The following is a 24,926-nucleotide window of genomic DNA, read 5'->3' as shown; positions in this document are numbered from 1 at the left end:
GAAGACGGGGCGCGCAGAGCGCACGGGCGGCTGCGGCATACCGGGAGGTTGGCGGGCCGTACCGTGCAGGTACGTGCCCGATCGCTCAGATCCCGACGGCCAGCGCACGGAAGGGACCGAGCGGCAACGTCCGAGGGGCGTCGCCTTCGACGTACCGCCGACCCCCAGGATGATGGTCGCCATGCGCATCCGCATCGACGCCGTCGACCTGCCCGGCCTCGCCTGCCCAGCCTCCGTCGACGGCTCGGTCCCGGCGTACGGCAACATCCACGTCGCCGTGCAACGCCGCGACCGTCCGGCCAAACTCCTCGCGCCGCAGCCCGGCGACGCACCGTCCGCGACATGGACCCTGGAGTGCACCACGAGCGCTTCGCCGACCGGCACCGAGGTCAAAGGCCCCTACGTGCAGGACCGTCTGGGCCGGCGGTTCATCTACCTGTCGTGGGGCACGGTCGACGAATCGGGCACCTTCACGATGTTCCGCCGCGCCAAGCTCCTGCTCGACGTCATACCCGCCGACGTACTCGTCGCCGCCGCACGCGACGGGCTGCTGGTCGGACGCCTCGGCCTGACCGACGCGCAGGGCGGGCCCCTGTGCGCACGAGTCGAGCCCCCGCACATCACCTGGACCGCCGAACGCGCCGACCAGGAGAGGTTGCATGCTCTCTTCTGTGCCGATGTGACCTTCATCGCGATAGCGAGGTCTCGGCGCGTTCGCCGTTGTCCCATCCGTTGATGACGATGGCAGCGGCGCACAGCTCATCGCCGGAGGTCATGGCCCTGCGGCCGGAAACGTTCGGCAGGAACGCTGCATCCGCGCGGATCAATATCTGTATCCGTGAAGTGAGAAATAGATACGGCACACGGCGAGTATTCCTCGACCGTCAACCCGAGCGGAATCATTGATCACGCAGAGCCGACCGCGTCATGCTAACGTCGATCTCAGTTGCAGGTGTGGTTGCCAGAAGGTTCATTTTCCGACGGGCTAATCAGCACGGCGACGCGGAATGCGCACAGGGCGAATTCCGGACATCGTCTCCGAAGGAGAAATGATATGGCTACTGGCACCGTGAAGTGGTTCAACGCGGAAAAGGGCTTCGGCTTCATCGAGCAGGACGGCGGCGGCGCCGACGTCTTCGCCCACTACTCGAACATCGCCGCCCAGGGCTTCCGTGAGCTGCTGGAAGGCCAGAAGGTGTCGTTCGACATCGCGCAGGGCCAGAAGGGCCCGACGGCCGAGAACATCGTTCCCGCCTGACACCGGCAGCAACGCATACTTCGCAGCTGGGGCCCGCACCTTGGGGTGCGGGCCCCAGCTCGCTGCATTTCAGGGCGCGTGACGGGAAGGCCCTCACCACATCACCGAAGGGCGACATATTCCCCCGTCGATACGACTCGGCGCCCATCATCTCCGGCTCGTTCTCGCGATTCTCTGCCGTTCATTCTGCTGCGGAAATTCCTTGCTACGTGCCTACGTGCTCACATCGAGGAAGGGTTCCCGCTTGAACCGCGCACGCACCGCCCGCACGACCCGTACCAACGACCGCTCCCGGGGCTCCGCCGCCAAGCGCTCGGGGGCTCCCCGGCGTTCCAGGGGCAACGATCGCCGGCAGACCGCACCCCAGGGCGAGTTCGCGCTGCCGGTGACGGTCACGCCCGCGCTGCCCGTCGTCGACTCGTTCGCCGACCTCGCCCTGCCGGCGCCCCTGTTGGCCGCACTCGGTCACGAGGGCGTGACCGTACCGTTCCCCATCCAGGGGGCGACCCTGCCGAACTCCCTCGCCGGTCGTGACGTACTCGGCCGTGGCCGCACCGGATCGGGCAAGACCCTCGCCTTCGGCCTGGCGGTGCTGGCCCGTACGGCGGGTCGGCGCGCCGAGCCACGGCAGCCGCTGGCCCTCGTCCTCGTACCCACCCGAGAGCTCGCCCAGCAGGTCACCGACGCGCTCACTCCGTACGCCCGTGCCGTGAAGCTGCGGCTGGCCACCGTGGTCGGCGGAATGTCGATCGGCAAACAGGCCGGTGCACTCCGCGCCGGCGCGGAGGTCGTCGTCGCGACCCCGGGGCGCCTCAAGGACCTCATCGTCCGGGGCGACTGCCGGCTGGACGCCGTCGACGTCACCGTCCTCGACGAGGCCGACCAGATGGCCGACATGGGTTTCATGCCCCAGGTCACCGCGCTGCTCGACCAGGTGCGCCCCGCAGGGCAGAGGATGCTCTTCTCCGCCACGCTGGACCGCAACGTCGACCTGCTCGTCCGCCGCTACCTGACCGACCCGGTCGTCCACTCCGTCGACCCGTCCGCGGGAGCGGTCACCACGATGGAACACCACGTGCTCAACGTGCAGGAAGCGGACAAGCACCGGACGACCACCGAGATCGCGGCGCGAAACGGCCGGGTGATCATGTTCCTGGACACCAAGCACGCCGTGGACCGGCTGACGACGCACCTGCTGAACAGCGGCGTCCGCGCCGCGGCCCTGCACGGTGGCAAGTCCCAACCGCAGCGCACGCGGACCCTCGCCCAGTTCAAGACCGGACACGTGACGGTACTGGTGGCGACCAACGTCGCGGCCCGCGGCATCCACGTCGACAATCTCGACCTCGTCGTCAACGTCGATCCGCCCACCGACCACAAGGACTACCTGCACCGTGGCGGCCGTACCGCCCGCGCCGGGGAGTCCGGCAGCGTCATCACCCTGGTGACCCCCGGTCAGCGCCGCGATATGAACCGGCTGATGGCTTCGGCCGGCATCACCCCGCAGATCACCGCCGTACGGTCGGGTGAGGCGGAGCTGACCCGCATCACAGGCGCCCAGGCTCCTTCCGGGGTGCCCGTCGTCATCACCGCACCGGCCGTGCCACGTCCACGCCGTGCCGTGTCTTCCGCGGCTCCCTCGTCCCGAGGCCGCCGCGACCGCTCCGCTCAGGGGCGCCCCACCGGACAGGCGAAGCGGCGCAGGGCACAGCGGCCCGCCTTCGACCCGGCGGCCTAGAGGCATCGATCAGAAGCTCACCCATCCCCGAGGAGGCAGCTTTGACACCGGTTCAGACGCAGCGACAACAGGCGGTTCTCTCCCCTATGAGCGCGGTCGACGACATGGCGACAGCCGGACCCCGCGTCAGTGACGACATGACCGTCGAGGTCGCCCTGTCCGTCATGGCCAGTGCCCGTGTCGAGTACCTCCTCCTGTGCGACGGGGACGACCAGTGCACGGGCTCGATCACCCTGGCCGAACTCGCCGTTCACCGCGGCAGTTCCACGTACACGGACCGGATCCGTCTACGGGACGTACTCGGCGGACCATTCACCTCGCCCGTCCCTCGGCCCGTCGCCGTCGGGGAGCACGGCCGGGCTCCGGGCGTCCTCGCCCTCTCCCACTGATCCGCCCCGCCACAATCAGCCTGTTCTTCTTCCTCCTGTGAGGCATCATGCGCTGTGTCATCGCCCGGTACCCGTTCGACCTGACCAAAACCGGGGTGCTGGCCTCGATGAAGGGCGTCACGCCCGAGATCGTCACGGGTGAGTCCGTGACCATCGGCCGCCGTCGCTACCCCGTCAAGCAGGTGGGCCAGGTCATCACCCGACAGGACCGCCGCGACTTCACCGGCGGCGAAGTCATCCGGGCCATGACCCGCCTCGGCTTCACCTGCCATGCCCGCCCCGACGCCGCGCCCATGCGTGTCACCACTCCGCTCCAGACCGCGTCGGCACTGCTCGGCGCCGCCTCCCTGGACGGATGAGGACGGGCGGCAAACCGCCATCAGGATCCCGGTGAGGGCCCTGCCGACATGTGTCGGCAGGGCCCTCACGGCTGTCTCGCCATCCGTTGTTGCAGGTCGCAGGCTATCTGTTCCCACACAGAGCTTAAATCTGCTCTTGTCAGAGTAGACATTGAGGTCTGGCACGGTTAACCTTTTCTCGTTGACACCGGTCAAGCAAAGCCCGGCAGACACGAACTGGCGGGTTGCAGTACATGAAGTTCGCAGGTCAGTGCGGTCCTGGAGTCCTGAAGCCAAGGTGTTCGCAGGACGGTGACGGGAGCTGAGGACCGCACTGGGCGGCTCGCAGGTCGAGGGGCCGCCAACAGCACCACCGAGCAGTACCGCAGTACCAGTTCACAAGTGGTTGGTTCAGAGGAAGAACGGAGGAGCAGACGCCATCAGGATCGCCCGGTCCGAGAAGCACTCGCCCCGGGTACCGCAAGACCCCGGATTGGAAGGTGGTCCCCGGTCACGCAGCCGCGATCCCCGCACCCCCCTTCTGTAGGGCCGGTAGCGGAAACAGAAGGTCGGCACCGCATTAGGGCCGACAGATGGTGTTGAATTTCCTTCGGGGCCCTGGTGCCGTACGGCACCAGGGCCCCTCGACGCGTTGCGCAACGAGGTGACATGACAGCAGATATCCCCCTCAGTGATCGTCTGGACGACGATGACTACCCCGCATACACGATGGGACGGGCCGCCGAGATGCTCGGTACCACCCCGGCCTTCCTCCGAGCCCTCGGTGAGGCTCGTCTGATCACTCCGCTGCGCTCGGAGGGCGGACACCGCCGGTACTCGCGGTATCAACTGCGGATCGCGGCGCGCGCCCGCGAGCTCGTCGACCGGGGCACCCCGATCGAGGCCGCTTGCCGCATCGTCATCCTCGAGGACCAGCTCGAGGAAGCTCAGCGCATCAACGCCGAGTACCGCCGCCGGGCCGGGCACGAAGCGCCCGACAGCACCGTTCCCGATACCCACTGATCCCGTGAAAGCGTGGCGGCCTGCTCGAACACGCACGACGTCCGATCGACCATGAGCGCCCGCCTGGGAAGCAGGTCGCGCGCCGTATGTCGGCGTCCTGCGGCGGGTGACGGCGGCGCCTCGACGGTCGTCCGTCTCTCGACCGTCGTGCCCATGACGTGCCCTTCAGAGCGGACGACCACGGTCAACAGCGGTGCCAAAAGGGCCTGGGGTTTGCTTGTTGTCCAGGCCAATTTGAGGCGCCGCGCCCCCTGCGTGCCTTAAGCCGAGGAAAACCCGTCAAGACCCCCCGCCTCTTCGGCGCGCCGCCCAGTCAGGACGTGCCGGGGATGGTCATCCCGAAGCCGTGGGTCACGCCAGCTTCTTGAGCATCTCGGCTGCGGCGGGTCCGGCGGAGGCAGGGTTCTGACCGGTGACCAGGTTGCGGTCGACGACCACGTTCGGGGCCCACGGCTCGCCCTCCTGGTAATCCGCGCCGATCTCGACCAAGCGGTCCTGGAGCAGCCACTTGGCCTTGGTCGCCAGACCACCCTGCGTCTCCTCGGCGTTGCTGAAGCCGGTCAGCCGGTAGCGGGCGAAGGCGTTGCCGCCGTCGGCCTCGGTGGCTGCCAGCAGTGCGGCCGGGGCGTGGCAGACCACGCCGAGTGGCTTGCCCGAGGTGAGGGTGTCGACGAGGAGCTTGCCGGAGGTGGCGTTGACGGCCAGGTCCTCCATCGGGCCGTGGCCACCGGGGTAGAAGACGGCGGCGTAGTCGTCGAGGTCGACTTCCTCCAGCTTGATGGGGTGCTGGATCTCGCTGATCGAGGCGAGGGCGTCCGCCATCTTCGTCGCGCCCTCCTCGCCGCCGTTGAACTGCGGCGCCAGGCTGCCCTGGTCCAGGGGCGGCACGACGCCGCCCGGCGTGGCGATGACGATCTCGTGGCCGGCGGCGGTGAACGTCTGGTACGGGGTCACGGCCTCCTCGGCCCAGAAGCCGGTCGGGTGCTTGGTGCCGTCGGCGAGCGTCCAGTGGTCGGCGCCGGTCATCACGAAAAGGATCTTCGACATGGTGAGGTCTCCTACAGTCGGGGTTTTGCTGGGTCGTGTCGTCATTCGGTGCCGGCCAGGGCAGCGAGGATCAAGTCGCTGACGGCCTTGGTGGACACCGGGTTCTGTCCCGTGATCAGGCGGCCGTCGCGCACGGCGTGCGGCGTCATCGGGACGGTGGAGCGCACATACTTGGCGCCCTTCGCGCGCAGTTCGTCCTCCAGGAGGAACGGCACCCTGCTCTTCACGCCGGCCAGCCGTTCCTCGACCGTCGCGAAGCCGGTGACGGTGCGGTTCCGTACCAGGGGGTTCCCGTCGGTGTCGCGGAGGTTGATGAGGGCGCAGGCGCCGTGGCACACCGAGGAGACGATGCCGCCGTCGGCGTAGATGGCCTGGGCGGTGCGCTGTAGGTCGGCGCTGTCGGGGAAGTCCCACATGGTGCCGTGACCACCCGTGAAGAAGATCGTGGAGTAGTCGTCCGGATCTGTGTCGGCAACGGAAGGGGTGGCTTTCAGGGTGTCCATGAAGGCTTGGTCGTCGAGATACCCGCGAACCGTCCGGTCAACGAACAAGCGACCGAGGCTACGGGGGTCGAGCGGCACCTCGCCGCCCGCCGGGCTCACCACGTCCACCGTGTGACCGGCCTTGACCGCCTTGTCGTAGAAATGGACGAGCTCGCCCAGCCACAGCCCGGTCTGGTGCTTGCTCGCCCCATAGGTGGCCTGATTGGTCACGACCGCAAGGATCTTTTTCTGTCTCACTTTTCCCTCGTCTCCTGGGCGACCCGTGACTTCGAAGCTAAAGCCGTTGATGTACCGGCGCCAATGAAGAGACCGATGGCGGGTATCGAAGAACCGATGCCTGGTGCGGGGACATACGGCACCTCGCCGGCATGCCTACCTCGTAGGCTCGAAGCCGTGAGCGATCAGGACATTCATGGGTCCGGTCCGCTGGACCTGAATCTGCTGCGCACCTTCCTCGCGGTGCACCGCCTGGGCTCCTTCACCGCCGCGGCGCGTCAGCTGAGCCTGTCCCAGTCCACCGTCACCACGCACATCCGGGCACTGGAGAGGCGCCTGGGCCGCGAGCTGTTCGAACGCCGGGCGCATGGCGTCACTCCGCTGCCCCCTGCGGACGAACTCGCCGCCCGGCTGTCGGCGCCCCTCGACCAGTTGGCCGTCCTCACCGGCGAGGAGCCGAGCAGCACCGTGGCGCCGGTGCATTTGGCGGGACCCGCGGAGTTCCTGGGCACTCTCGGCCTCACGGTGCTGGCCCGGCTGGTCGCGCAGGGCGTGCGGCTGCGGGTGGCCACCGGGATGACCGAATCACTTCTCGAAGAACTGCGGGCCGGGCGCCACGACCTCGTCGTCGCCACCCGGCGGCCCCGTGGCCGGACGCTGCACGCCGAACTCCTCGGCGACGAGGAGTTCGTCCTTGTCGCCGCACCGGTATGGGCAGAACGGCTCAAGGGGCAGGAGCTGCCCACCGCCCTGGAGAGCCTTCCGCTGATCGCCTACGCCGAGGATCTGCCCATCGCCCGCCGCTACTGGCGCCACGTCTTCGACCGCCGTCTGCACGCCCAGGCCGCGATCACCGTCCCCGACCTGCGCAGCGTCCTCACCGCCGTCACCGTCGGCGCCGGCTGGAGCGTCCTGCCCAGCTATCTGTGCCGCACCGAACTCGCCTCCGGCGTCCTCCGTCTGCTGCACCAGCCGGAGGACCCGCCGATCAACACCTCCTACCTCGTCCAGCGCCCGGGCAGCTCCACCAACCCGCACGTGACACTCGTCCGCGAGCACCTGCTGGCCGCCGCGAAAACCTGGTGAGCCGACCCAGCGGCGTGGGCGGATGACCGAACGGAGGCTCCGAGTCTGCATCTGTATGGCTGCGCGTAGGCGACATACCCGCACCCGGTGAAGCAGCGCCGCAGCGGACGAGTCGAGCCCTACACGGCATCCAGGCGTCGGCTCGTGCCCAAAGCGTGCCCATAAGACCGGACAACGACGGTAGACAGCGGGCAAAACCAGCCCTCGAAGCTGCACCGGAAGCAGCATATTCGCAGGTCAGAAGCGATATAGCGACCCAAGCGCCGTCGCTTCCCAAACTGAGAGCGCGGGTTCGATTCTCGTCACCCGCGCCACGCGAAACCCCCAGGCCAGAGGCCCGGGGTTGCTGTTTGGACGTACCGGGTCGGGCGAGCCCGGTGAACGCCCGGAACTCGTGGCCGAAGTAGGCCTGGTTGCTCACGAACACGGGGGCGGCGAAGCGGTAGGTGCGGGCCAGCCGCTTCGGCGTGACGCCGATGAGCTCCTTGAACCGCTGTGCCAGAAGAGTGCTGCTGACACCGGCTGCCACGCTCAGGTCGCCGATCGCCACCGCCCCGCCGGTCGCCGCGATGACGCTGCTCGCTGGCGGACCAGCCCCAGGCCAGCGGCCTCGCACAGCCGTCGCATCAGCTCCTCCTCCAGCAGCGGCGGCATCTCGTGTGGCCCGTTCGCCGTGGCCAGCCGGCCTCTGCAACTCAGCGATGGCGCGGCCCGGCGCCGAGGTCTCGTCGGAACCGGGCGTGCAGCCACGGGAGCCGCCGCGCCGGCTCGTCGTCAGTAGCGGTGGCCTGGCCAGTGTGGATCCGTCCAGCGGTCGTCGTCGGCGAGTCCGAGCAGCCGTATCCGGTTCCGTAGCTCCGCCGGTGCGCCCGACTCGCGGAGCCGCACCGCGGCGTGGCCGAGGAGCCATGCGACCAGTTCGGCGCGCATCTCCTCCTCGTCGTGCTCGTACCAGCCGACGTTCCACGGCAGGCTGTCTCCCAGGAGTTCGTACTCCCATTCCGCCGCCGCCTCAGCGAGACGGCGGTCACTGAGATACCCGGTCTGCTTCTCCCATTCGGCAAGCCAGGGGCCGACCGATCCGGATGCCTCGGCACACATCACGAAGACCTGATGTGCCGGGACGACCGCATCCGGATCGGTGAGGCTGTTCTCCCACCAGGCATGCAGGAACTCGCGTACCGAACCGGCGCAGTGGTCGGGCCACTGCTGCCAGCGGCCGCGGGCGAAGGAGGACCCGGCCTCTTCCAGGCCGAACAGGGGTTCCGCGCGACCGGCGACCAGGGCCTGGCCGAACTGCGGCAGGATGCGGCGCAGTACGGCCGCGTGATCGGTCCAGTCGGTGGCCTGCCACGCCCGGCGCAGGAGATCCGGCTCCAGCTCCACGTCCGGTGTCTTCAGAAGGGACAGCTCCTCCGCACTGCCCCAGTGGCATTCGCAGTTGTGCTCGTCCGGATGCGCGGTCATGCCGCGGAAAGTGACGGCGAGACTGCCCAGGGCGGCGCTGAGGCGGCGGCGTGCCGGATGGTCGGCGAGATGCATCATGTGCCCGGCCTTCGAGGACTCCGTACGGCTTCCGCCGGCCGAAGATCGCCACCTTACCGGGTGACGCGGGCCTTGGGACGGCCGCCCCAGGACGGGTGCGAAGCGTGATGAGCCAATAGCAACGGTGAAGCGGGCGCGAAGCTCAGGCTGACATCCACGAGTGACATCAACAGTGCCGGACGGCAGCAGGTCCGCGCGGGCTGCTACGGCTGAAGTCTCAGGGTTCGTCCACGCGGCCGTACCGGTTCATCTCTCTACGCCCGCCCCTCGGCCTCCGCCTCCGCAACCGCAATACTGATGCCAAGCGCCTTGGCGATGTTGCCCGCCGCCGTCATGACGCGCGCCGTACCCACCACAGGCGCGATGGCGACCAGCACATCCTGCACCTGCTCGGCGGTCAGCCCGGCCTGGATGGCAGGGTCGATATGGGCGACGTACGAGATCGGCGGGGCGTCCGAAGCGGCGAGGGCCGCGATGCGGGTGAGCATGAAGGTCTCCGGGACCAGGCCACACCGTTCGAGCGAGTCGGTCGTCATGGCGGCGAGGGTGTCCAGTACCGGGGTTTCAGAAGCTGTAGCCATGGCGGGTCGCCTCCAGTTGGTGTCGTGAGGGAAGCCGACGGCCGGTGCCGGCGCGTGAGGGCGCCTCACCTGTGCAGCGTCCACCGCTCGACCGTAAGTCCGTTTCCCGGGGACCGCCCGTCGAGGCGGTGCCCGGTGACCTGCGCCCCTTCGCCACGCGTCGGCCCCCGGCCGCGTCGTCCGCAGGCCGGGGGCCGTCTCCTTCGCTGTTGTGCATCGAGCTCTACCTATCGTGCCCTGAACGTTCCGCCCGCGCGCTCAGATCGACAGCGGGACCGGGTGGACCTCGTCGGCCTTGTGCCCGGCGCGCTCGTGGATGCGCTGGACCGCTTCGGCCGAGGGTGCCTCGGAGAGGCAGTAGACGAGGCCGGACTCGGGGTCGGCCCACGCCCGCTCGAAGTGCACGCGCTCGTCCTTCTCTATGGCGAGGTCCGCGTTGTGGGCCTCCCTGAGCTGGTCGGCCGTGATGCCCTTCATGTTGCGGTGCACGTCCATGAACTGAGCCATGCCTCGCACCTCCTTCCCTTTCCAGGAGTGCGCTCGCGCCCGCTCTCCTTCCATGCTGCGCCCGTACGGCACTGCGAGCACGCGGAGAAACGGGCACAGCAAAGGGCCCCGGCACGTCCACCGCACCGGAGCCCTCACCGCCGTGCTCTCACCGTCGTGCTCTCACCGTCGTACGAGAGTCCTCACCCGCACTGGCAAGGATTCCCCGACTGGCACCCGCACCCGCACCCCGAGCCGCAGCCGCAGGCGCCGAAGAGCGGGAGGCTCCTGATGTCGGCGGGCTGCTCGGACGGGCGTTCCTGGGTGGGGTCGGGTGTCGTACCGGGAGTGCTGCGGGTGTTGCGGCTGCTGGGAGATTCGGCCATGGATCCTCCTCGAGGCTGGAGCCTGTGCCCATTCCATGCCCGCCCCCCTGGGCGCATCAACGGCGCACAGAGGCTTGCGCACGCCCCGAACAGTCAAGCCGCAACCCCGCTTACGGCTTACGGCTTACGCCCCTTCCACCCCCGCCGACGGCTGGATCTCCGGCTGGATGTCCGTCTGAAGCTCATCCGCGTGCTCACCCGTCACCAGGTACACCACACGCTTGGCCACGGACACCGCGTGGTCGGCGTACCGCTCGTAGTAACGGCCGAGCAGCGTCACGTCGACCGCCGTCTCGATGCCGTGCTTCCAGCGCTCGTCCATCAGGTGCTGGAAGAGGGTGCGGTGCAGGAGGTCCATCTCGTCGTCGTCCTGCTCCAGCTGGAGCGCGAGGTCGACGTCCTTGGTGACGATCACCTCGGCGGCCTTCGCCATCAGACGCTGCGCGAGCTGGCCCATCTCCAGGATGGTGGCGTGCAGGTCCTGGGGGATCGCCCGCTCCGGGTAGCGCAACCGGGTGAGCTTGGCCACGTGCTGGGCCAGGTCGCCCGAGCGCTCCAGGTCCGCCGACATACGCAGCGACGTGACGACGATACGGAGGTCCGTCGCCACCGGCTGCTGGCGTGCCAGCAGGGCTATGGCCCGGGCCTCCAGGTCGTGCTGGAGGTCGTCGACCTTCTGGTCGGCCTCGATCACGCTTTCGGCCAGCTTCAGGTCGGAGTCGAGGATCGCCGTCGTGGCGCGCCCGATCGCCGACCCGACCAGCCGGGCCATCTCCACCAGACCGTCGCCGATCGAGTCCAGTTCCTCGTGGTACGCGTCCCGCATCAGGGTCCCTCTCTAGTGCCATCAAGCCGGAAGTCCTACTGTCCGGAAAGTCTTACCGTCCGGACCTCCGACAGTAAGACTGTCGCGAAAACGACAGTAGGACTGTCGTGAAACCGCCAGTGTGATCCCACGCCAAACCACCTGTGCGAACCCCACACGTCCACTATTCGGGCTCTACGCGTCCGTTTCCGCCACCCCAAATGAACCACCACTGGCTCCAAGGTGAACTCTGGGCGACGAGTGTTCGAGCTCGCCCTCCGACGGCTGTGGCCACTGCCTGCGCCATGCCTAACCTGGGTGCATGGACGTGAACGCGGCGGTCGCCGCAGCGGCAGCGATAGCCGGGGTGCTCACCGGCGTCATCGCCATGCTGGCGTTCCGCTGGAGCGAACGCGACCTGAAGCGACCCACCCGAACCTCCCTGCACACCGACCCCGTCCTGCCGCCCGGCGTGGACACGGTCCTGTCGGTGCTGCGCTCCTCCGCCGTCGTCCTCGACGAGGGGGACGCCGTGGTCAAGGCCAGCTCGGCGGCGTACGCCCTCGGTCTGGTGCGCGGCGGCAAGCTCTCCGTGGAGCCCATGCTCCAGATGGCCCGGGACACGAGACGGGACGGCGAGATAAGGCAGGTCGAGCTGGATCTGCCCCGGCGCGGTACCGGACGCGGCGATGCCCTCGCCGTGTCCGCGCGCGTCGCGCCCCTCGGCTCCCGCCTCGTCCTCCTCCTCGTCGAGGACCTCACCGAGGCCCGGCGCATAGAGGCGGTGCGGCGTGACTTCGTCGCGAACGTGAGCCATGAGCTGAAGACGCCGGTCGGCGCGCTCTCCCTCCTCTCCGAGGCCGTCATGGACGCCTCCGACGACCCCGAGGCGGTGGAGCGGTTCGCCGGACGGATGCAGATCGAGGCGACCCGGCTCACCAGCCTGGTGCAGGAGCTCATCGACCTCTCCCGGGTACAGAACGACGACCCGCTGGAGGACGCCGAGCCGGTCCGCGTCGACGAACTCGTCGCCGAGGCCATGGACCGCTGCCGGCACGCCGCGGGCACGAAGCAGATCACCATGACCTCGAACGTAGGGGTGCCCGACGGGCCCGATCAGGGTGGTGGCGGGCGACGGGCGGCGAACACCAGCGACGACCTCAGCATCTGGGGCAACCGCGGCCAGCTCGCCGCCGCGCTCGGCAACCTCGTCGAGAACGCCGTCAACTACTCGCCCGCCCGCACCCGCGTCGGCATCGCCGCCCGCCGGGTCAGCGCCCCGGGCGGAGACCTCATCGAGATCGCCGTGACCGACCAGGGCATCGGCATCTCGGACAAGGACAAGGAGCGCATCTTCGAGCGCTTCTACCGCGTCGACCCGGCCCGTTCCCGTGCCACCGGTGGCACCGGCCTCGGTCTCGCGATCGTCAAGCACGTGGCCGCCTCGCACAGCGGGGAGGTCACGGTGTGGAGTTCCGAGGGACAGGGCTCCACGTTCACCCTGCGGTTGCCGGAGGCGGGTGCGGCCCGCGACCGCGCACAGCAGCACCCCGATCTCGATGACGAGGCCGGGCAGTCCGCCGCATCGAATCCCCGTAGATCCCCCGATTCACCCCCTGACTCAACCGCGTACGAAACGCTTTCCGCCCCGGAGGTCCTTCCGTGACCCGTGTGCTCGTCGTCGAGGACGAGGAGTCCTTCTCCGACGCCCTGTCGTACATGCTCCGCAAGGAGGGCTTCGAGGTCGCCGTCGCGACCACCGGGCCCGACGGACTCGACGAGTTCGAGCGCAACGGCGCCGACCTCGTCCTCCTCGACCTGATGCTGCCCGGCCTGCCGGGCACCGAGGTCTGCCGCCAGCTGCGCGGCCGCTCCAACGTCCCGGTGATCATGGTCACCGCCAAGGACAGCGAGATCGACAAGGTGGTCGGCCTGGAAATAGGAGCCGATGACTACGTCACCAAGCCGTTCTCCTCGCGCGAGCTGGTCGCCCGTATCCGGGCCGTCCTGCGCCGCCGCGGCGAGCCCGAGGAGGTGACCCCGGCCGCCCTGGAGGCGGGCCCGGTCCGCATGGACGTCGACCGTCACGTCGTCACGGTCTCCGGCTCCAAGGTCGACCTCCCCCTCAAGGAGTTCGACCTCCTGGAGATGCTCCTGCGCAACGCCGGCCGCGTCCTGACCCGCATGCAGCTCATCGACCGCGTCTGGGGCGCCGACTACGTCGGTGACACCAAGACCCTGGACGTCCACGTCAAGCGCCTGCGCGCCAAGATCGAGCCGGACCCGGGCGCGCCCAGGTATCTGGTGACGGTGCGGGGTCTGGGCTACAAGTTCGAGCCCTAAACCGCAGACGTGAACGGCAGACGTAAGCCGTACGACAAAGGGCGGGGCCCCGGAAATCCGGGGCCCCGCCCTTTTCTACGGCTCGACAGCTGCCGTACGGCAGCTCAGTGACCGGCAGCCGACTGCGAGGCGCTGTCGGACGGGGTCGCGGCGCCCGTGCCCGCGCCGGTACCGGCCTCGGTGCCGGCGCCCGGCGTCTCGCCCGCGGAGGCAGCGCCGGTCGGCGAACCGCTCGGGGAGGCCGACGTACCCGGCGCCGCCGGGACCTTGCTCGGGCCCCAGCTCTCGAAGTAGTGCTCGGCCGGGACGACGAAGGCGCGCAGGCTCACGTCACCGGTCTTGCTGAAGGTGAAGGTGATCTTCTGGGCGTTGCCGTCCTGGACGGCCTCACGGCTGCTGGGCAGGGTGGCGGAGGCGTTGTCCTTGCCGCCGATGATCAGCGAACCGCCGGCCGGGATGGTGAGGCTGCCGCCCTTGGCGGGCTTGAGCTGGGCGCTCTTGGCGGTGCCGTCCACCTTGATCGAGTCCAGTGTCTGCGCGGTGCGGCCGGAGTTGAACAGGGTCGCGGAGACCGCGGCGGGGCCGGTCGACTCCAGGTCGGGCTGGGTGATGACGATGGCGTTCTGGATCTTGATGTCGCCCACGGTGGTCGCCGCGTTGTCCGGCTTGATCTCCAGCGTCTGGCTGTTGTTGCCGGCGGCGCACGCACCGAGCGACGTGATCGAGAACGCGATGGCGGCCGCGGCGAGGGCGCCGCGTCGAAGGCTGCTGCTCACGGCGGCGGCAACTCCTTGACTCGAACGAGGCGGGCTGCTTGAAGCCGCCCTAAGTGTCTGTCAGCGGCCTCAGGTTACCGAGCCGTTCCTGCGCGACCGCACCCGACCCTCCCCTCAGCGCCCAAGTGCCGCCGAAGTACCTCTTCCACCACCCGTCCCTTCACCCCCAGGTGGCCCGGGAGTCACATTGCCCGGCGCTCGTCCGCCATTCACATAAGCCCCCTCGCAAGACCCCCGCGAAATTTCCGTGAAGGAATGCGCGAACTTCCTGAAATTGATCAACGACTGTGCCCCCGACCTGGCTGTGATCAATTCCGGATTCGTCCGGGACCCGGCTCTGTGACGCCGAACGGAGTAGCGAAAGTCGCACACTCGGAACCGGACATATGTGTACGTTCGGTCAGTCGGAGGTGCCTCCGGATGCGTGTAGCGTGCGCGTTTCTCCTCGCCCGTAGAGCTGCTCCGACCTGCGAATACCTTCTTCCGCTCGGCCCGCGCAGCACGTTCGTGTTGGACTTGTCAAGCCCCGAGATATGCCCTGACCTGCGAAAACGCCATTCAGAACCCGCAGTTTCCGTGTTACCCTGGATAGCCACGGAAGGGGTACCTGTCACATGACGTTCAAGGTTGGCGACACCGTGGTCTATCCCCATCACGGGGCCGCGCTGATCGAGGCCATCGAAACTCGCCAGATCAAAGGCGTGGACAAGACCTACTTGGTGCTGAAGGTCGCCCAGGGTGACCTGACGGTACGTGTGCCAGCGGACAATGCGGAGTTCGTCGGCGTGCGTGATGTGGTCGGTCAGGACGGGCTGGACCGGGTCTTCGAGGTGCTGCGCGCGCCGTACGCCGAGGAGCCCACGAACTGGTCGCGTCGTTACAAGGCAAATCTGGAGAAGCTCGCCTCCGGCGATGTCATCAAGGTCGCGGAAGTCGTGCGTGACCTGTGGCGCCGTGAGCGCGAGCGCGGACTCTCCGCCGGTGAGAAGCGCATGCTCGCCAAGGCCCGCCAGATTCTGGTGAGCGAGCTCGCCCTCGCGGAGAACACGAACGAGGACAAGGCCGAGGCCCTGCTCGACGAGGTCCTCGCGTCCTGACGCGGTCCGTCCGCCTCAGTTCAGCACACTGCTGTGTTGCTTTAAAAAGTGCCGCGGTGCCCGATGACGTTATTGCTGTCGCCGGGCGCTGCGGCATGTTCGCTTGACGACGCGGGTGCGTCCATCTCGGGGGCGCCCCCGATACTTGATGTGCCGGGTCCGGGCAGCTGGCTCGACCGTTGTCACGGAAGGGTTCGGTCAAGCCGTCCCACCCGGCACGCTGAGGCCATACCCACGTAGGCAGAGCACACAAACCTGACAGGAACCGATGTCTGACGTTTCGCGTCCTTCGCCCACGGGTGTCCCCTCCGAAGGCCGTACCGGGGCCCGTACCGCCGTTGTGATCCCGGCCGCCGGACGGGGTGTACGCCTCGGTCCCGGCGCCCCCAAGGCGCTTCGCGCGCTGAACGGCACGCCCATGCTCATCCACGCCGTCCGCGCGATGGCCGCCTCCCGTGCCGTCTCCCTCGTGGTCGTCGTCGCCCCGCCCGACGGCGCTGCCGAGGTCAAGAGCCTGCTCGACGCGCACGCGCTGCCCGAGCGCACCGACTTCCTGGTGGTCCCCGGCGGTGAGACCCGCCAGGAGTCCGTGAAGCTGGGCCTGGACGCGCTGCCGCCGGACCACGACATCGTGCTGGTGCACGACGCGGCGCGCCCCCTGGTCCCGGTGGACACGGTGGACGCGGTGATCGAGGCCGTACGGGACGGGGCGCCGGCCGTGGTGCCCGCACTGCCGCTCGCCGACACGGTCAAGGAGGTCGAGCCGGCCACCGTCACGGGCGAGCCCGAACCGGTGGTCGCCACGCCACGGCGCGCCCGCCTCCGCGCCGTACAGACCCCGCAGGGTTTCGACCGCGCCACGCTGATCCGCGCCCACGAGACGGTGACCGGCGACGTCACCGACGACGCGAGCATGGTCGAGCAGCTCGGCCTGACGGTCGTGGTCGTGCCCGGCCACGAGGAGGCCTTCAAGGTCACCCGCCCGCTGGACCTGGTCCTGGCGGAGGCGGTCCTGGCGCGCCGGAGGCTGAACGATGGCTTCTGAACCGCTGATGCCGCTGCCCCAGGTGGGCATCGGCACCGACATCCACGCCTTCGAAGAGGGCCGCGAACTGTGGTGCGCGGGCCTGAAGTGGGAGGGCGAGGGCCCCGGCCTCGCCGGCCACTCCGACGCGGACGTCGTCGCCCACGCCGCGTGCAACGCACTCTTCTCGGCGGCCGGCCTCGGCGACCTGGGCCGGCACTTCGGCACGGGGCGCCCCGAGTGGTCGGGTGCGTCCGGCGTCGTACTCCTCACGGAGGCGGCCCGGATCGTCCGCGAGGCGGGCTTTCGGATCGGCAACATCGCGGTGCAGGTGGTCGGCCCCCGCCCGAAGATCGGCAAGCGGCGCGACGAGGCGCAGAAGATCCTTTCGGAGGCCGCGGGCGCGCCGGTGTCGGTGTCGGGAGCGACGACCGACGGACTGGGGTTCCCCGGTAGAGGTGAAGGGCTGATGGCCGTGGCCACGGCGCTCGTGGTGCGGACCACGATCTGACTGTTATCCACAACCGTCCGAGGCACTGGGCATCGCCGACTACCCTGGACCCGTGACGATTCGCCTGTACGACACCAGCGCCCGGCAGATCCGTGACTTCACCCCGCTCTCACCGGGCTGTGTCTCGATCTACCTCTGTGGCGCCACCGTGCAGGCCGCGCCGCACATCGGGCACATCCGCTCGGGACTGAACTTCGACATCATGCGCCGCTGGTTCGCGTACCGCGGCTATGACGTGACGTTCATCAGGAACGTCACGGACATCGACGACAAGATCATCGCCAAGTCCGTCGACCAGAACCGCCCCTGGTGGTCGATCGGCTACGAGAACGAGCGTGCCTTCACCGACGGCTACACCGCCCTCGGCTGCCTCCCGCCGACCTACGAGCCCCGCGCCACCGGTCATGTCACCGAGATGGTCGAGATGATGCGCGGCCTCATCGAGCGCGGACACGCCTACGAGGCGGACGGCAGCGTCTACTTCGACGTCCGTTCCTGGCCCTCCTACCTGGAGCTGTCCCGGCAGGACCTCGACGAGATGCGGCAGCCGGCCGAGGACGGCATCTCCGGCAAGCGGGACCCGCGCGACTTCGCGATGTGGAAGGCCGCGAAGCCGGGCGAGCCCGACTGGGAGACGCCGTGGGGACGCGGGCGCCCGGGCTGGCACCTGGAGTGCTCGGCGATGGCGCACAAGTACCTGGGCTCCGCGTTCGACATCCACGGCGGCGGCCTCGACCTGATCTTCCCGCACCACGAGAACGAGATCGCCCAGGCCAAGGCGTACGGCGACGAGTTCGCCCGCTACTGGGTGCACAACGCGTGGGTCACCATGAGCGGCGAGAAGATGTCGAAGTCGCTCGGCAACAGCGTGCTCGTGTCCGAGATGGTCAAGCAGTGGCGCCCGATCGTCCTGCGCTACTACCTGGGCACCCCGCACTACCGCTCCACCATCGAGTACAGCGAAGACGCCCTGCGCGAGGCCGAGTCGGCGTTCGCGCGGATCGAGGGCTTCGTGCAGCGCGTGGTGGAGAAGGCGGGTGTCGTCGAGCCGTCCGCCGAGGTGCCGCTGGCCTTTGCCGAGGCGATGGACGACGACCTGGGCGTCCCGCAGGCGCTCGCGGTCGTCCACACCACGGTCCGGCAGGGCAACTCCGCCCTGGCCGCCGACGACAAGGAAGCCGCCGTGGCCCGCCTCGCCGAGGTGCGCGCCATGCTCGGCGTCCTCGGCCTGGACCCGCTCGACGCGCACTGGGCCGGCGAGACCGACCGCGGCGAAGATCTGCACGGCGTGGTCGACAGCCTGGTCCGGATGGTCCTGGACCAGCGCGAGGCGGCCCGCTCCCGCAAGGACTGGGCCACCGCGGACGCCATCCGCGACCAGCTGGGCCAGTCCGGCCTCGTCATCGAGGACAGCCCGCAGGGCCCGCGCTGGACCCTCGGCCCGCGCTGACCGAACCGGTCCCGCGGAAGATCGATTGTGCCGCCCGGCCCTCCGGGCGGCACACTGCATAGACGTACATTCGAACGCTCACGACAGACAGGTAGGTCATGGCCGCGAACAACCGCCGCATGTCCGGCAAGAAGGGCGCGCAGGTCGGCAGTGGCGGCCAGCGACGCAAGGGTCTCGAAGGCAAGGGCCCTACCCCGCCCGCCGAGATGCGCAAGAAGCACAAGAAGAACCGCATCGCGACCGCCAAGGCGAAGCAGGCCGCGCGCCGTCCCGCGCCGCGCGGCCGCGGCGGCAAGGGCACGTCCGAGATGGTCGTCGGCCGTAACCCGGTGGTCGAGGCCCTCCGCGAGGGCGTCCCCGCGTCGACCCTCTACGTCCAGCAGTTCATCGACAACGACGAGCGCGTCCGCGAGGCCCTCCAGCTCGCCGCCGACCGCGGCGGCATCAACCTCATGGAGGCCCCGCGCCCCGAGCTGGACCGCATGACCAACGGCCTGAACCACCAGGGCCTGGTTCTCCAGGTCCCGCCGTACGAGTACGCCCACCCCGAGGACCTGGCCGCCGCCGCGTACGACGAGGGTGTCGACCCGCTGATCGTCGCCCTGGACGGCGTGACCGACCCGCGCAACCTCGGTGCCGTCGTCCGCTCGGTCTCCGCCTTCGGCGGCCACGGCGTCGTCGTACCGGAGCGGCGCGCGGCTGGCATGACGGCCGGTGCCTGGAAGACCTCCGCCGGTACGGCGGCCCGCACTCCGGTGGCCCGCGCCACGAACCTGACCCGGGCGCTGGAGTCGTACAAGAAGGCGGGCCTCGTGGTCGTCGGCCTGGCCGCCGACGGCGAGGCCGAACTCGGCGACCTTCAGGCCCTTCAGGGCCCGGTGGTCATCGTGGTCGGCAGCGAGGGCAAGGGCCTGTCCCGCCTGGTCGGCGAGACGTGCGACTTCCGCGTACGCATCCCGATGCCGGGCGGCGCGGAGTCGCTCAACGCCGGTGTGGCGGCCGGGATCGTCCTCTACGAGGCCGCTCGCCGACGCGTCTGAACAGACATCCGCGGCGTCACCCGTGCGGGTTAATTCTGGTGACAGTGGTGCGACCTGCGCATCCTTGACGGGGTCCGGACAGATCGGACCGGTCAAGGCAGTGTCCAAACCACACGTCACTCGGTTAGTTGAGTGTGGACACCAGAACACCCCGCACACCCACGGGGGACCGCTCGTCGGGATACGACGACGCTCCCGCGCTGAGCATGGTGAAGGTGCCGAGCGATCCGGCGCAGATCATCGTCAATCACGCGAGTTTCCGCGTGTTGTTGGGCGCGTCGACCGGGCGTAGCAAATCCCCGCGGATCACACGGCACTTGAGCGCCACCGAGGACACCGCCCGTATCCCCGCCGCCAACGCGGCCGGCAGAGCGGGAGCGGCCACCGGCGCCCGCCGCCGGGTCGCCGTCTGGAACGGCACGTCCGCGCCGGACGACACCGGCGCCCACCGCCTCCTCCAAGCGGTCCGGGACGGCAGCGTCCGCCATGGCGACGAGCCGTTCCCCGGTGGCGGAGGCACCCAGGTCATCCCGCGAGTCGACGTCGGTGGCGGCTACGACGGCGGCTACGACGACGTGCTGGAGCAGACGGTCGAGACGCCGATCGTGGGCGCACAGCGCACACACGAGTCGCTCGAGGCACGGCTGCTCCCGAACATGCGCACGGTAGAGGGCGCGTACGACGAGGAACTCGACTACGACGACGAGGAGTTCGTAGACGAGAGCCATGGAGCGGACGCGCCCGACACCCGGCTCAGGCGATCCGGCGACGACCCGGCGCGGCACGCCTACTACCCCGGCCGCCGCATGAACCTCGGCGTCGTCCTGCTCCCCCTCCGGGTCTTCCTCGGCTTCATCTCCATCTACGCCGGCATGGGCAAGCTGTGCGACCCCGTCTACTTCGACGGCGGCAAGCGCGGCTCGATGGTGAAGTGGCTGAACACGCTGCACCCCTGGGAAGTGGCCGAGCCCCTCCGCCAGTTCGCCCTCGAGCACCCGGTCGGCTCCGGCCTGGTCATCGCCTTCTTCCAGGTCATCGTCGGCGTCCTGACGGTCCTGGGCTGCTGGCAGCGAGTGGCCGCGGTGGTCGGCGCCCTGCTCTCCGCCGCGCTCCTGGTCACCGTCAGCTGGAAGAGCGTCCCGGTCTACGACGCCCCCGACATCATCTTCCTCGCCGCCTGGTCCCCGCTGATCATCGCCGGTGCGCCCGTCTACTCCATCGACGGCCGTCTCGCGGGCATGGCCTGGCGCCGGCTCGGCCCTCGCTCCGACATCTGGGAACTGCGCAGTTACGTCCTGCGTCGTGGCGCTCTGGTCACGGCGATCGTCACCGGCCTGACCCTGCTGGTCGGCTCCCTGCTGGGCGGCGCGGTCCGCGACGCGGACCGTGTGGTGGTTCCCGGCCCCGGTGAGGCTCCCCGCAACGAGCTGCCCGGCTCGCCTCTCCCGCAGGAGCCCGGCCAGCGGCACCGGAAGACGCCGTCGGCCTCCAACTCGCCCACGCAGGGCGCCACGTCGGGGGCGGCCACCCCGTCGGGGGCCGCTACGACGCCGGGGGCCACGAGTGACACGGGTACCGCGGGTGCCGGTACGCCGAGCCAGACGCAGGGGACGGCCGGGCAGGCCCCGCCTCAGCAGTCGGCGCCGGCCGACGAGGCTCCCAGCACCAGCACCGGTCCGACCTCCGGGGGGCCGTCCTCGGGCGGCGGTGGCTCAACGGGCGGCTCGTCCGATGAGGAACCGGGCCTGGTAGGCGGTCTACTGGGCTGACCCGCCCCCTGCATCGCCGATGGGCCCCGGAGAAGCAACCCTCCGGGGCCCATCGCCGTACGCCCAGATCCCTCGCCCCCGCCGCCCCTGCCCGTCCCATCCTGAAGGGGCTCCCCTTCGACCCCGCCAGGGGCTGCCGCCCCCTGGACCCCCGTCGGCCTACGGCCTCGTCCTCAAACGCCGGACGGGCTGAAGACCCGGACCGGCGCGGGCATTCGCCTCAGCGACCCAGCGCCGCCAGTTCCTTCGCCGCCTCCGTGAGGTCCTTCGCCGTGTCGATGGCTCGCCAGTACGCGCCCTGGGGGATGGGGAACCCGGCCAGGCGGCGTTCGCGGGCCAGGTGGGGGAACGTGGTGCGTTCGTGGTCGCCGCGGGCGGGGAGCAGGTCGGCGAAGGCGGACGAGAAGACGTAGACACCGGCGTTGATCTCGAACGTCGACGGCGGTGCCTCGATGAAGTCGGTGATGTGCCCGAAGCCGTCGGTCTTCACCGCGCCCCAAGGAATGCGCGGCCGCGCGAGAGCGAGCGTGGCGACAGCGTCGCGCTCCGTGTGGAAGTCCGCCATGTCGCGCAGCGAGAAACGGGTCCAGATGTCCCCGTTGGTGGCGTACCAGGGCCGATCCGGATGCGGAAGATGCGCGGCCGCGTACTTCAGGCCACCGCCCCGCCCGAGCGGCTCCGCCTCGACGACCGTCGTGACGCGGACCGGCAGTTCGGCCGACTTCAGCCAGTCCTGCAACACCTCGGCGAGATGGCCGCAGCTGACCACGACGTCCGTCACACCCTCCTCGGCCAGCCAGGCGAGCTGGTGGCCGATGATCGGCGTCCCCGTGCCGGGGATCTCGACCATCGGCTTGGGCCGGTCGTCGGTGTACGGGCGGAGTCGGGACCCCTGGCCGCCGGCCAGGACGACGGCTTGAACGGGGCGGGACGCGGCGTTCGGATCAGTCATGACCGAACTGTACGCGGCGCCCCGCTCGCGGCATCGGGCCGACAACCGTTCTTCCAGCGCCCGCCGGTCGTCATTCGCTAGCTGTGCGCCGCGGCCACGCCCGAGGCGAACGCGGTGTCACAGACGGGGCGGGCATACGACTGCGCGCGCGTCGGACCGTACACACGGACCGCCGCCCGGCCCAGCGCGCGGGCGATCGAGGCGCAGTGCCGCGCCAGCGACGGGCGCTCGTCGACGGCCTGCTGGAGGTGGGTGAGGGCGACGCCGGGGTTCTTCTCCTGCAACTCGGTCAGGAGCTGATCGCGCAGCACGTCCTGTGGGGCGCGGGGGGCGGCGTTCCTCCCCTTGCCCGCGCTGGAGACGTCGGTAGCGGTCAGCACCGAGTCCGAGGGGTCCCCCGACCAGTTGACCCGGGTGACCGCGAGCGTCCCGGAGAGCACCAGGAAGACGGGCAGGACGAGGGCGAGTGTGCGGCCGAGCTGGCGGGCGGGGCCCCGGTGGCCGCGTCGTGTCTGTTGGATGGTGGAGTGCTTCACGCGAGTGAGGGTAGCGTTCGGTGCTGATATGGCGACATTTAGTCACCGGTTCGGGGGACGAAGAGGCCCTTGTTTTTGGGTACAGGGTTGACGCGCAGTCCTCGAAATGACCGGTATGCCGGGGTATTTGTCGACAGCGAAGAGGGCCCCGCAGCCGTCTGCGGGGCCCTCTTCGTCAACCTGGGTGAATTACCCGGGGTTGTACTGCCTCAGTCGGACAGCCGCGCACCCGTGGAGGTCGAGAACACGTGGGTCTCGCCCGAACGCGGGACGATGTACAGCGTGCTGCCCTTCTCCGGCACGTCACGGCCGCTGACGCGGACGACGAGGTCCTTGGAGTCGTCGCCGCCGACCTTGGCGGTGCCGTAGACGTACGCGTCGGCGCCGAGCTCCTCGACGACGTTGACGGTGACCGCGAGACCCTGGCCCGAGTCGGAGCCGGTCACGTCGAAGTGCTCCGGGCGGACACCCACGGTGACGGTCTTGTCGGTGGCGGCGGAGAGCGCGTCACGGTCGACGGGAACGACCGCGTTGCCGAACTTCACACCGCCGTCGGTGATCGGCACCTCGACCAGGTTCATGGCGGGGGAGCCGATGAAGCCGGCGACGAAGAGGTTGGCCGGGCGGTCGTACATGTTGCGCGGGGTGTCGACCTGCTGGAGCAGACCGTCCTTGAGGACCGCCACGCGGTCGCCCATCGTCATGGCCTCGACCTGGTCGTGGGTGACGTAGACGGTGGTGATGCCGAGACGGCGCTGGAGCGACGCGATCTGCGTACGGGTCGAGACACGGAGCTTGGCGTCCAGGTTGGACAGCGGCTCGTCCATGAGGAAGACCTGCGGCTCACGCACGATGGCGCGACCCATGGCGACACGCTGACGCTGACCACCGGAGAGCGCCTTCGGCTTGCGGCCGAGGTACTCGGTGAGGTCGAGGATCTTCGCCGCGTCCTCGACCTTCTGGCGGATCTCCGCCTTCGGCACACCGGCGATCTTGAGCGCGAAGCCCATGTTGTCGGCGACGGTCATGTGCGGGTACAGCGCGTAGTTCTGGAACACCATGGCGATGTCCCGGTCCTTCGGCGGCAGGTGCGTGACGTCGCGGTCACCGATGCGGATGGCGCCGGCGTTCACGTCCTCGAGCCCCGCGAGCATGCGGAGCGAGGTGGACTTGCCGCAGCCGGACGGGCCGACCAGAACGAGGAACTCGCCGTCCTCGATCTCGATGTCGAGCGCGTCCACGGCGGGCTTCTCGGAACCCGGGTAGATCCGGGTCGCCTTGTCGAACGAGACAGTGGCCATGGTGAATGGGCCCCCTTCTACCGGCAGGAACGTGCCGGACGATCCGTTGTAGGAAGGTGGTTGGTTTAGTCCACATGTGCGGACTGGATCTGGACGGTACCTGGCGTTCGCCTGTATGTCAGTACCTGGAGGCATGTGAACTTCGCGGAAATTTTCGACGGGGCCCCCTCGGAACCTGGGTACACTGCACGGGCGCGTGCGTGACAGCGCGTGCAGGCCTCCTTAGCTCAGCTGGTCCAGAGCGGCTGTCTTGTAAACAGCAGGTCGTCGGTTCGAATCCGACAGGGGGCTCCACAGGCGGGGCGGTTGTCGATGACACCGCCCCGCGGTTCGTTTTTCATTCCTTCTTTTCATTCGCCCGCCCGGCAACTCCCCGTTGAAACACGGGACATGCCCCGGCGTGGAATAGCATCGCTACTGCTAGTGTTCGTTCAGTCACAGTAGGCAATCAGCCTCAATGTACATGTAATGAAATCCGAGGGTTCCATGCGCAAGCTTCACCAGGTCATGATCGTCGCGGCGGCGGCCGGCAGCCTGTCCGCCATCGGTGCCGGTACCGGTGTCGCGTACGGGAGCGGGCCGTCCGTGTCCGACCTGTACCGCCCGTACCAGGAGTGCAGCCCGCAGACGGTCGGCGAGGCCGACATCCCGATCGCTGTGCTCGGCCTCTCCGAGACCTTCGACACCACCTGCGGCCAGTTCAACAACGCCTTCACCGGCTGAGGT

27 protein-coding genes and 1 tRNA gene are annotated in these 24,926 nt (G+C 69.1%); 17 read left to right on the top strand and 11 right to left on the bottom strand.

The features are described from left to right. Positions 1-169 precede the first annotated feature (169 nt). The 6 genes from KUM44_RS24740 (at position 170) to KUM44_RS24715 (ending at position 4,746) form a co-directional block, all read left to right on the top strand. A complete protein-coding gene (locus KUM44_RS24740) occupies positions 170-736 on the top strand; it encodes a DUF5990 family protein (protein WP_254390054.1) in 567 nt (188 codons plus the stop codon). A 318-nt stretch (positions 737-1,054) separates the two neighbouring features. Continuing rightward, the gene (locus KUM44_RS24735) at positions 1,055-1,258 is read left to right on the top strand and encodes a cold-shock protein (RefSeq protein ID WP_004986771.1); all 204 of its coding nucleotides are present in this window, start codon (positions 1,055-1,057) and stop codon (positions 1,256-1,258) included. Between the two features lie 244 nt (positions 1,259-1,502). Then, positions 1,503-2,996 (top strand): DEAD/DEAH box helicase, encoded by a 1,494-nt coding sequence (locus KUM44_RS24730; protein ID WP_217211170.1) that lies wholly within the window; start codon positions 1,503-1,505, stop codon positions 2,994-2,996. Positions 2,997-3,082: 86 nt separating this feature from the next. Further along, the gene (locus KUM44_RS24725; protein ID WP_217211169.1) at positions 3,083-3,385 is read left to right on the top strand and encodes a hypothetical protein; all 303 of its coding nucleotides are present in this window, start codon (positions 3,083-3,085) and stop codon (positions 3,383-3,385) included. Positions 3,386-3,432: 47 nt separating this feature from the next. Continuing rightward, positions 3,433-3,744, top strand: coding sequence for an SCO5918 family protein (locus tag KUM44_RS24720; RefSeq protein ID WP_217211168.1), 312 nt, complete (start codon positions 3,433-3,435; stop codon positions 3,742-3,744). A gap of 648 nt (positions 3,745-4,392) precedes the next feature. Continuing rightward, complete coding sequence (locus KUM44_RS24715) at positions 4,393-4,746, top strand: helix-turn-helix domain-containing protein (RefSeq protein WP_217211167.1); 354 nt, start codon at positions 4,393-4,395, stop codon at positions 4,744-4,746. Between the two features lie 351 nt (positions 4,747-5,097). Here the strand turns inward: KUM44_RS24715 and KUM44_RS24710 are convergent, their stop codons facing one another. Continuing rightward, the gene (locus KUM44_RS24710; protein WP_217211166.1) at positions 5,098-5,793 is read right to left on the bottom strand and encodes a type 1 glutamine amidotransferase domain-containing protein; all 696 of its coding nucleotides are present in this window, start codon (positions 5,791-5,793) and stop codon (positions 5,098-5,100) included. Positions 5,794-5,834: 41 nt separating this feature from the next. After that, complete coding sequence (locus KUM44_RS24705; RefSeq protein WP_217211165.1) at positions 5,835-6,506, bottom strand: type 1 glutamine amidotransferase domain-containing protein; 672 nt, start codon at positions 6,504-6,506, stop codon at positions 5,835-5,837. Between the two features lie 183 nt (positions 6,507-6,689). Between KUM44_RS24705 and KUM44_RS24700 the strand changes: the two genes are divergently transcribed. Next, positions 6,690-7,598: a LysR family transcriptional regulator gene (locus KUM44_RS24700; RefSeq protein ID WP_308402712.1), complete on the top strand. Its 909-nt coding sequence runs from the start codon at positions 6,690-6,692 to the stop codon at positions 7,596-7,598. A 774-nt stretch (positions 7,599-8,372) separates the two neighbouring features. Here KUM44_RS24700 and KUM44_RS24695 read toward each other — a convergent pair. The 5 genes from KUM44_RS24695 to phoU form a co-directional block, all read right to left on the bottom strand. Next, entirely contained in the window at positions 8,373-9,140 is a 768-nt protein-coding gene (locus KUM44_RS24695; protein WP_217211214.1) for a hypothetical protein, read from the bottom strand. 257 nt (positions 9,141-9,397) lie between these two features. Continuing rightward, positions 9,398-9,724: a carboxymuconolactone decarboxylase family protein gene (locus tag KUM44_RS24690; RefSeq protein WP_217211163.1), complete on the bottom strand. Its 327-nt coding sequence runs from the start codon at positions 9,722-9,724 to the stop codon at positions 9,398-9,400. Between the two features lie 258 nt (positions 9,725-9,982). After that, the gene (locus KUM44_RS24685; RefSeq protein WP_217211160.1) at positions 9,983-10,231 is read right to left on the bottom strand and encodes an SCO4226 family nickel-binding protein; all 249 of its coding nucleotides are present in this window, start codon (positions 10,229-10,231) and stop codon (positions 9,983-9,985) included. 182 nt (positions 10,232-10,413) lie between these two features. Then, positions 10,414-10,596 carry a hypothetical protein gene (locus KUM44_RS47255; protein WP_308402711.1) on the bottom strand — a complete coding sequence of 61 codons (183 nt, stop codon included), beginning with the start codon at positions 10,594-10,596 and terminating at the stop codon, positions 10,414-10,416. Positions 10,597-10,720: 124 nt separating this feature from the next. Beyond that, the gene (gene phoU, locus KUM44_RS24680) at positions 10,721-11,422 is read right to left on the bottom strand and encodes a phosphate signaling complex protein PhoU (protein ID WP_217211154.1); all 702 of its coding nucleotides are present in this window, start codon (positions 11,420-11,422) and stop codon (positions 10,721-10,723) included. 301 nt (positions 11,423-11,723) lie between these two features. Between phoU and KUM44_RS24675 the strand changes: the two genes are divergently transcribed. Further along, the gene (locus KUM44_RS24675; protein WP_217211152.1) at positions 11,724-13,067 is read left to right on the top strand and encodes a cell wall metabolism sensor histidine kinase WalK; all 1,344 of its coding nucleotides are present in this window, start codon (positions 11,724-11,726) and stop codon (positions 13,065-13,067) included. After that, positions 13,064-13,744: a response regulator transcription factor gene (locus tag KUM44_RS24670; protein WP_015659563.1), complete on the top strand. Its 681-nt coding sequence runs from the start codon at positions 13,064-13,066 to the stop codon at positions 13,742-13,744. The genes KUM44_RS24675 and KUM44_RS24670 overlap by 4 nt, the downstream gene beginning before the upstream one ends. 104 nt (positions 13,745-13,848) lie before the next feature. On the opposite strand, the gene KUM44_RS24665 is transcribed toward KUM44_RS24670, so the two are convergent. Beyond that, positions 13,849-14,520 (bottom strand): copper chaperone PCu(A)C, encoded by a 672-nt coding sequence (locus KUM44_RS24665; RefSeq protein WP_217211149.1) that lies wholly within the window; start codon positions 14,518-14,520, stop codon positions 13,849-13,851. A gap of 614 nt (positions 14,521-15,134) precedes the next feature. Here KUM44_RS24665 and KUM44_RS24660 point away from each other — a divergent pair. From KUM44_RS24660 to KUM44_RS24635, 6 genes are all read left to right on the top strand, one after another. Further along, positions 15,135-15,617: a CarD family transcriptional regulator gene (locus tag KUM44_RS24660; RefSeq protein WP_003953493.1), complete on the top strand. Its 483-nt coding sequence runs from the start codon at positions 15,135-15,137 to the stop codon at positions 15,615-15,617. Positions 15,618-15,885: 268 nt separating this feature from the next. Next, on the top strand, positions 15,886-16,662 hold the full coding sequence (gene ispD / locus KUM44_RS24655) for a 2-C-methyl-D-erythritol 4-phosphate cytidylyltransferase (protein ID WP_217211147.1): 777 nt from the start codon (positions 15,886-15,888) through the stop codon (positions 16,660-16,662). Then, a complete protein-coding gene (gene ispF, locus KUM44_RS24650) occupies positions 16,652-17,152 on the top strand; it encodes a 2-C-methyl-D-erythritol 2,4-cyclodiphosphate synthase (RefSeq protein WP_217211145.1) in 501 nt (166 codons plus the stop codon). Before ispD ends, ispF begins: the two co-directional genes overlap by 11 nt. A 52-nt stretch (positions 17,153-17,204) precedes the next feature. Next, a complete protein-coding gene (gene cysS, locus KUM44_RS24645) occupies positions 17,205-18,602 on the top strand; it encodes a cysteine--tRNA ligase (RefSeq protein ID WP_217211143.1) in 1,398 nt (465 codons plus the stop codon). A gap of 98 nt (positions 18,603-18,700) precedes the next feature. Further along, complete coding sequence (rlmB, locus tag KUM44_RS24640; protein ID WP_217211142.1) at positions 18,701-19,642, top strand: 23S rRNA (guanosine(2251)-2'-O)-methyltransferase RlmB; 942 nt, start codon at positions 18,701-18,703, stop codon at positions 19,640-19,642. Between the two features lie 134 nt (positions 19,643-19,776). Then, positions 19,777-21,411, top strand: coding sequence for a DoxX family protein (locus tag KUM44_RS24635; RefSeq protein ID WP_217211206.1), 1,635 nt, complete (start codon positions 19,777-19,779; stop codon positions 21,409-21,411). Positions 21,412-21,631: 220 nt separating this feature from the next. Here KUM44_RS24635 and KUM44_RS24630 read toward each other — a convergent pair whose 3' ends face one another. From KUM44_RS24630 to KUM44_RS24620, 3 genes are all read right to left on the bottom strand, one after another. Beyond that, on the bottom strand, positions 21,632-22,363 hold the full coding sequence (locus KUM44_RS24630; RefSeq protein ID WP_217211141.1) for a nucleotidyltransferase family protein: 732 nt from the start codon (positions 22,361-22,363) through the stop codon (positions 21,632-21,634). A gap of 77 nt (positions 22,364-22,440) precedes the next feature. Continuing rightward, on the bottom strand, positions 22,441-22,899 hold the full coding sequence (locus KUM44_RS24625) for a hypothetical protein (RefSeq protein WP_217211140.1): 459 nt from the start codon (positions 22,897-22,899) through the stop codon (positions 22,441-22,443). 209 nt (positions 22,900-23,108) lie between these two features. Further along, complete coding sequence (locus tag KUM44_RS24620; protein WP_217211139.1) at positions 23,109-24,200, bottom strand: ABC transporter ATP-binding protein; 1,092 nt, start codon at positions 24,198-24,200, stop codon at positions 23,109-23,111. A gap of 216 nt (positions 24,201-24,416) precedes the next feature. On the opposite strand from KUM44_RS24620, the gene KUM44_RS24615 reads away from it, so the two are divergent. Then, positions 24,417-24,494: transfer RNA gene (locus KUM44_RS24615), tRNA-Thr, on the top strand. Between the two features lie 192 nt (positions 24,495-24,686). Continuing rightward, a complete protein-coding gene (locus tag KUM44_RS24610; protein ID WP_217211138.1) occupies positions 24,687-24,923 on the top strand; it encodes a hypothetical protein in 237 nt (78 codons plus the stop codon). Positions 24,924-24,926 lie beyond the last annotated feature (3 nt).

It is taken from the genome of Streptomyces sp. AC550_RSS872, assembly GCF_019049285.1.
Lineage (GTDB): Bacteria > Actinomycetota > Actinomycetes > Streptomycetales > Streptomycetaceae > Streptomyces.
This window is presented reverse-complemented; position numbering and strand designations above follow the sequence as displayed.

Bases quoted from the DNA above. Each gene is read 5' to 3' on its own strand.
- KUM44_RS24720 (WP_217211168.1), top strand. From the start codon at position 3,433: ATGCGCTGTGTCATCGCCCGGTACCCGTTCGACCTGACCAAAACCGGG.
- KUM44_RS24660 (WP_003953493.1), top strand. From the start codon at position 15,135: ATGACGTTCAAGGTTGGCGACACCGTGGTCTATCCCCATCACGGGGCC.
- KUM44_RS24610 (WP_217211138.1), top strand. From the start codon at position 24,687: ATGCGCAAGCTTCACCAGGTCATGATCGTCGCGGCGGCGGCCGGCAGC.
- KUM44_RS24620 (WP_217211139.1), bottom strand. From the start codon at position 24,200: ATGGCCACTGTCTCGTTCGACAAGGCGACCCGGATCTACCCGGGTTCC.
- ispF (WP_217211145.1), top strand. From the start codon at position 16,652: ATGGCTTCTGAACCGCTGATGCCGCTGCCCCAGGTGGGCATCGGCACC.
- KUM44_RS24685 (WP_217211160.1), bottom strand. From the start codon at position 10,231: ATGGCTCAGTTCATGGACGTGCACCGCAACATGAAGGGCATCACGGCC.
- KUM44_RS24630 (WP_217211141.1), bottom strand. From the start codon at position 22,363: ATGACTGATCCGAACGCCGCGTCCCGCCCCGTTCAAGCCGTCGTCCTG.
- KUM44_RS24715 (WP_217211167.1), top strand. From the start codon at position 4,393: ATGACAGCAGATATCCCCCTCAGTGATCGTCTGGACGACGATGACTAC.
- KUM44_RS24710 (WP_217211166.1), bottom strand. From the start codon at position 5,793: ATGTCGAAGATCCTTTTCGTGATGACCGGCGCCGACCACTGGACGCTC.
- KUM44_RS24690 (WP_217211163.1), bottom strand. From the start codon at position 9,724: ATGGCTACAGCTTCTGAAACCCCGGTACTGGACACCCTCGCCGCCATG.
- KUM44_RS47255 (WP_308402711.1), bottom strand. From the start codon at position 10,596: ATGGCCGAATCTCCCAGCAGCCGCAACACCCGCAGCACTCCCGGTACG.
- KUM44_RS24735 (WP_004986771.1), top strand. From the start codon at position 1,055: ATGGCTACTGGCACCGTGAAGTGGTTCAACGCGGAAAAGGGCTTCGGC.
- KUM44_RS24675 (WP_217211152.1), top strand. From the start codon at position 11,724: ATGGACGTGAACGCGGCGGTCGCCGCAGCGGCAGCGATAGCCGGGGTG.
- KUM44_RS24725 (WP_217211169.1), top strand. From the start codon at position 3,083: ATGAGCGCGGTCGACGACATGGCGACAGCCGGACCCCGCGTCAGTGAC.
- KUM44_RS24740 (WP_254390054.1), top strand. From the start codon at position 170: ATGATGGTCGCCATGCGCATCCGCATCGACGCCGTCGACCTGCCCGGC.
- KUM44_RS24695 (WP_217211214.1), bottom strand. From the start codon at position 9,140: ATGCATCTCGCCGACCATCCGGCACGCCGCCGCCTCAGCGCCGCCCTG.
- rlmB (WP_217211142.1), top strand. From the start codon at position 18,701: ATGGCCGCGAACAACCGCCGCATGTCCGGCAAGAAGGGCGCGCAGGTC.
- ispD (WP_217211147.1), top strand. From the start codon at position 15,886: ATGTCTGACGTTTCGCGTCCTTCGCCCACGGGTGTCCCCTCCGAAGGC.
- phoU (WP_217211154.1), bottom strand. From the start codon at position 11,422: ATGCGGGACGCGTACCACGAGGAACTGGACTCGATCGGCGACGGTCTG.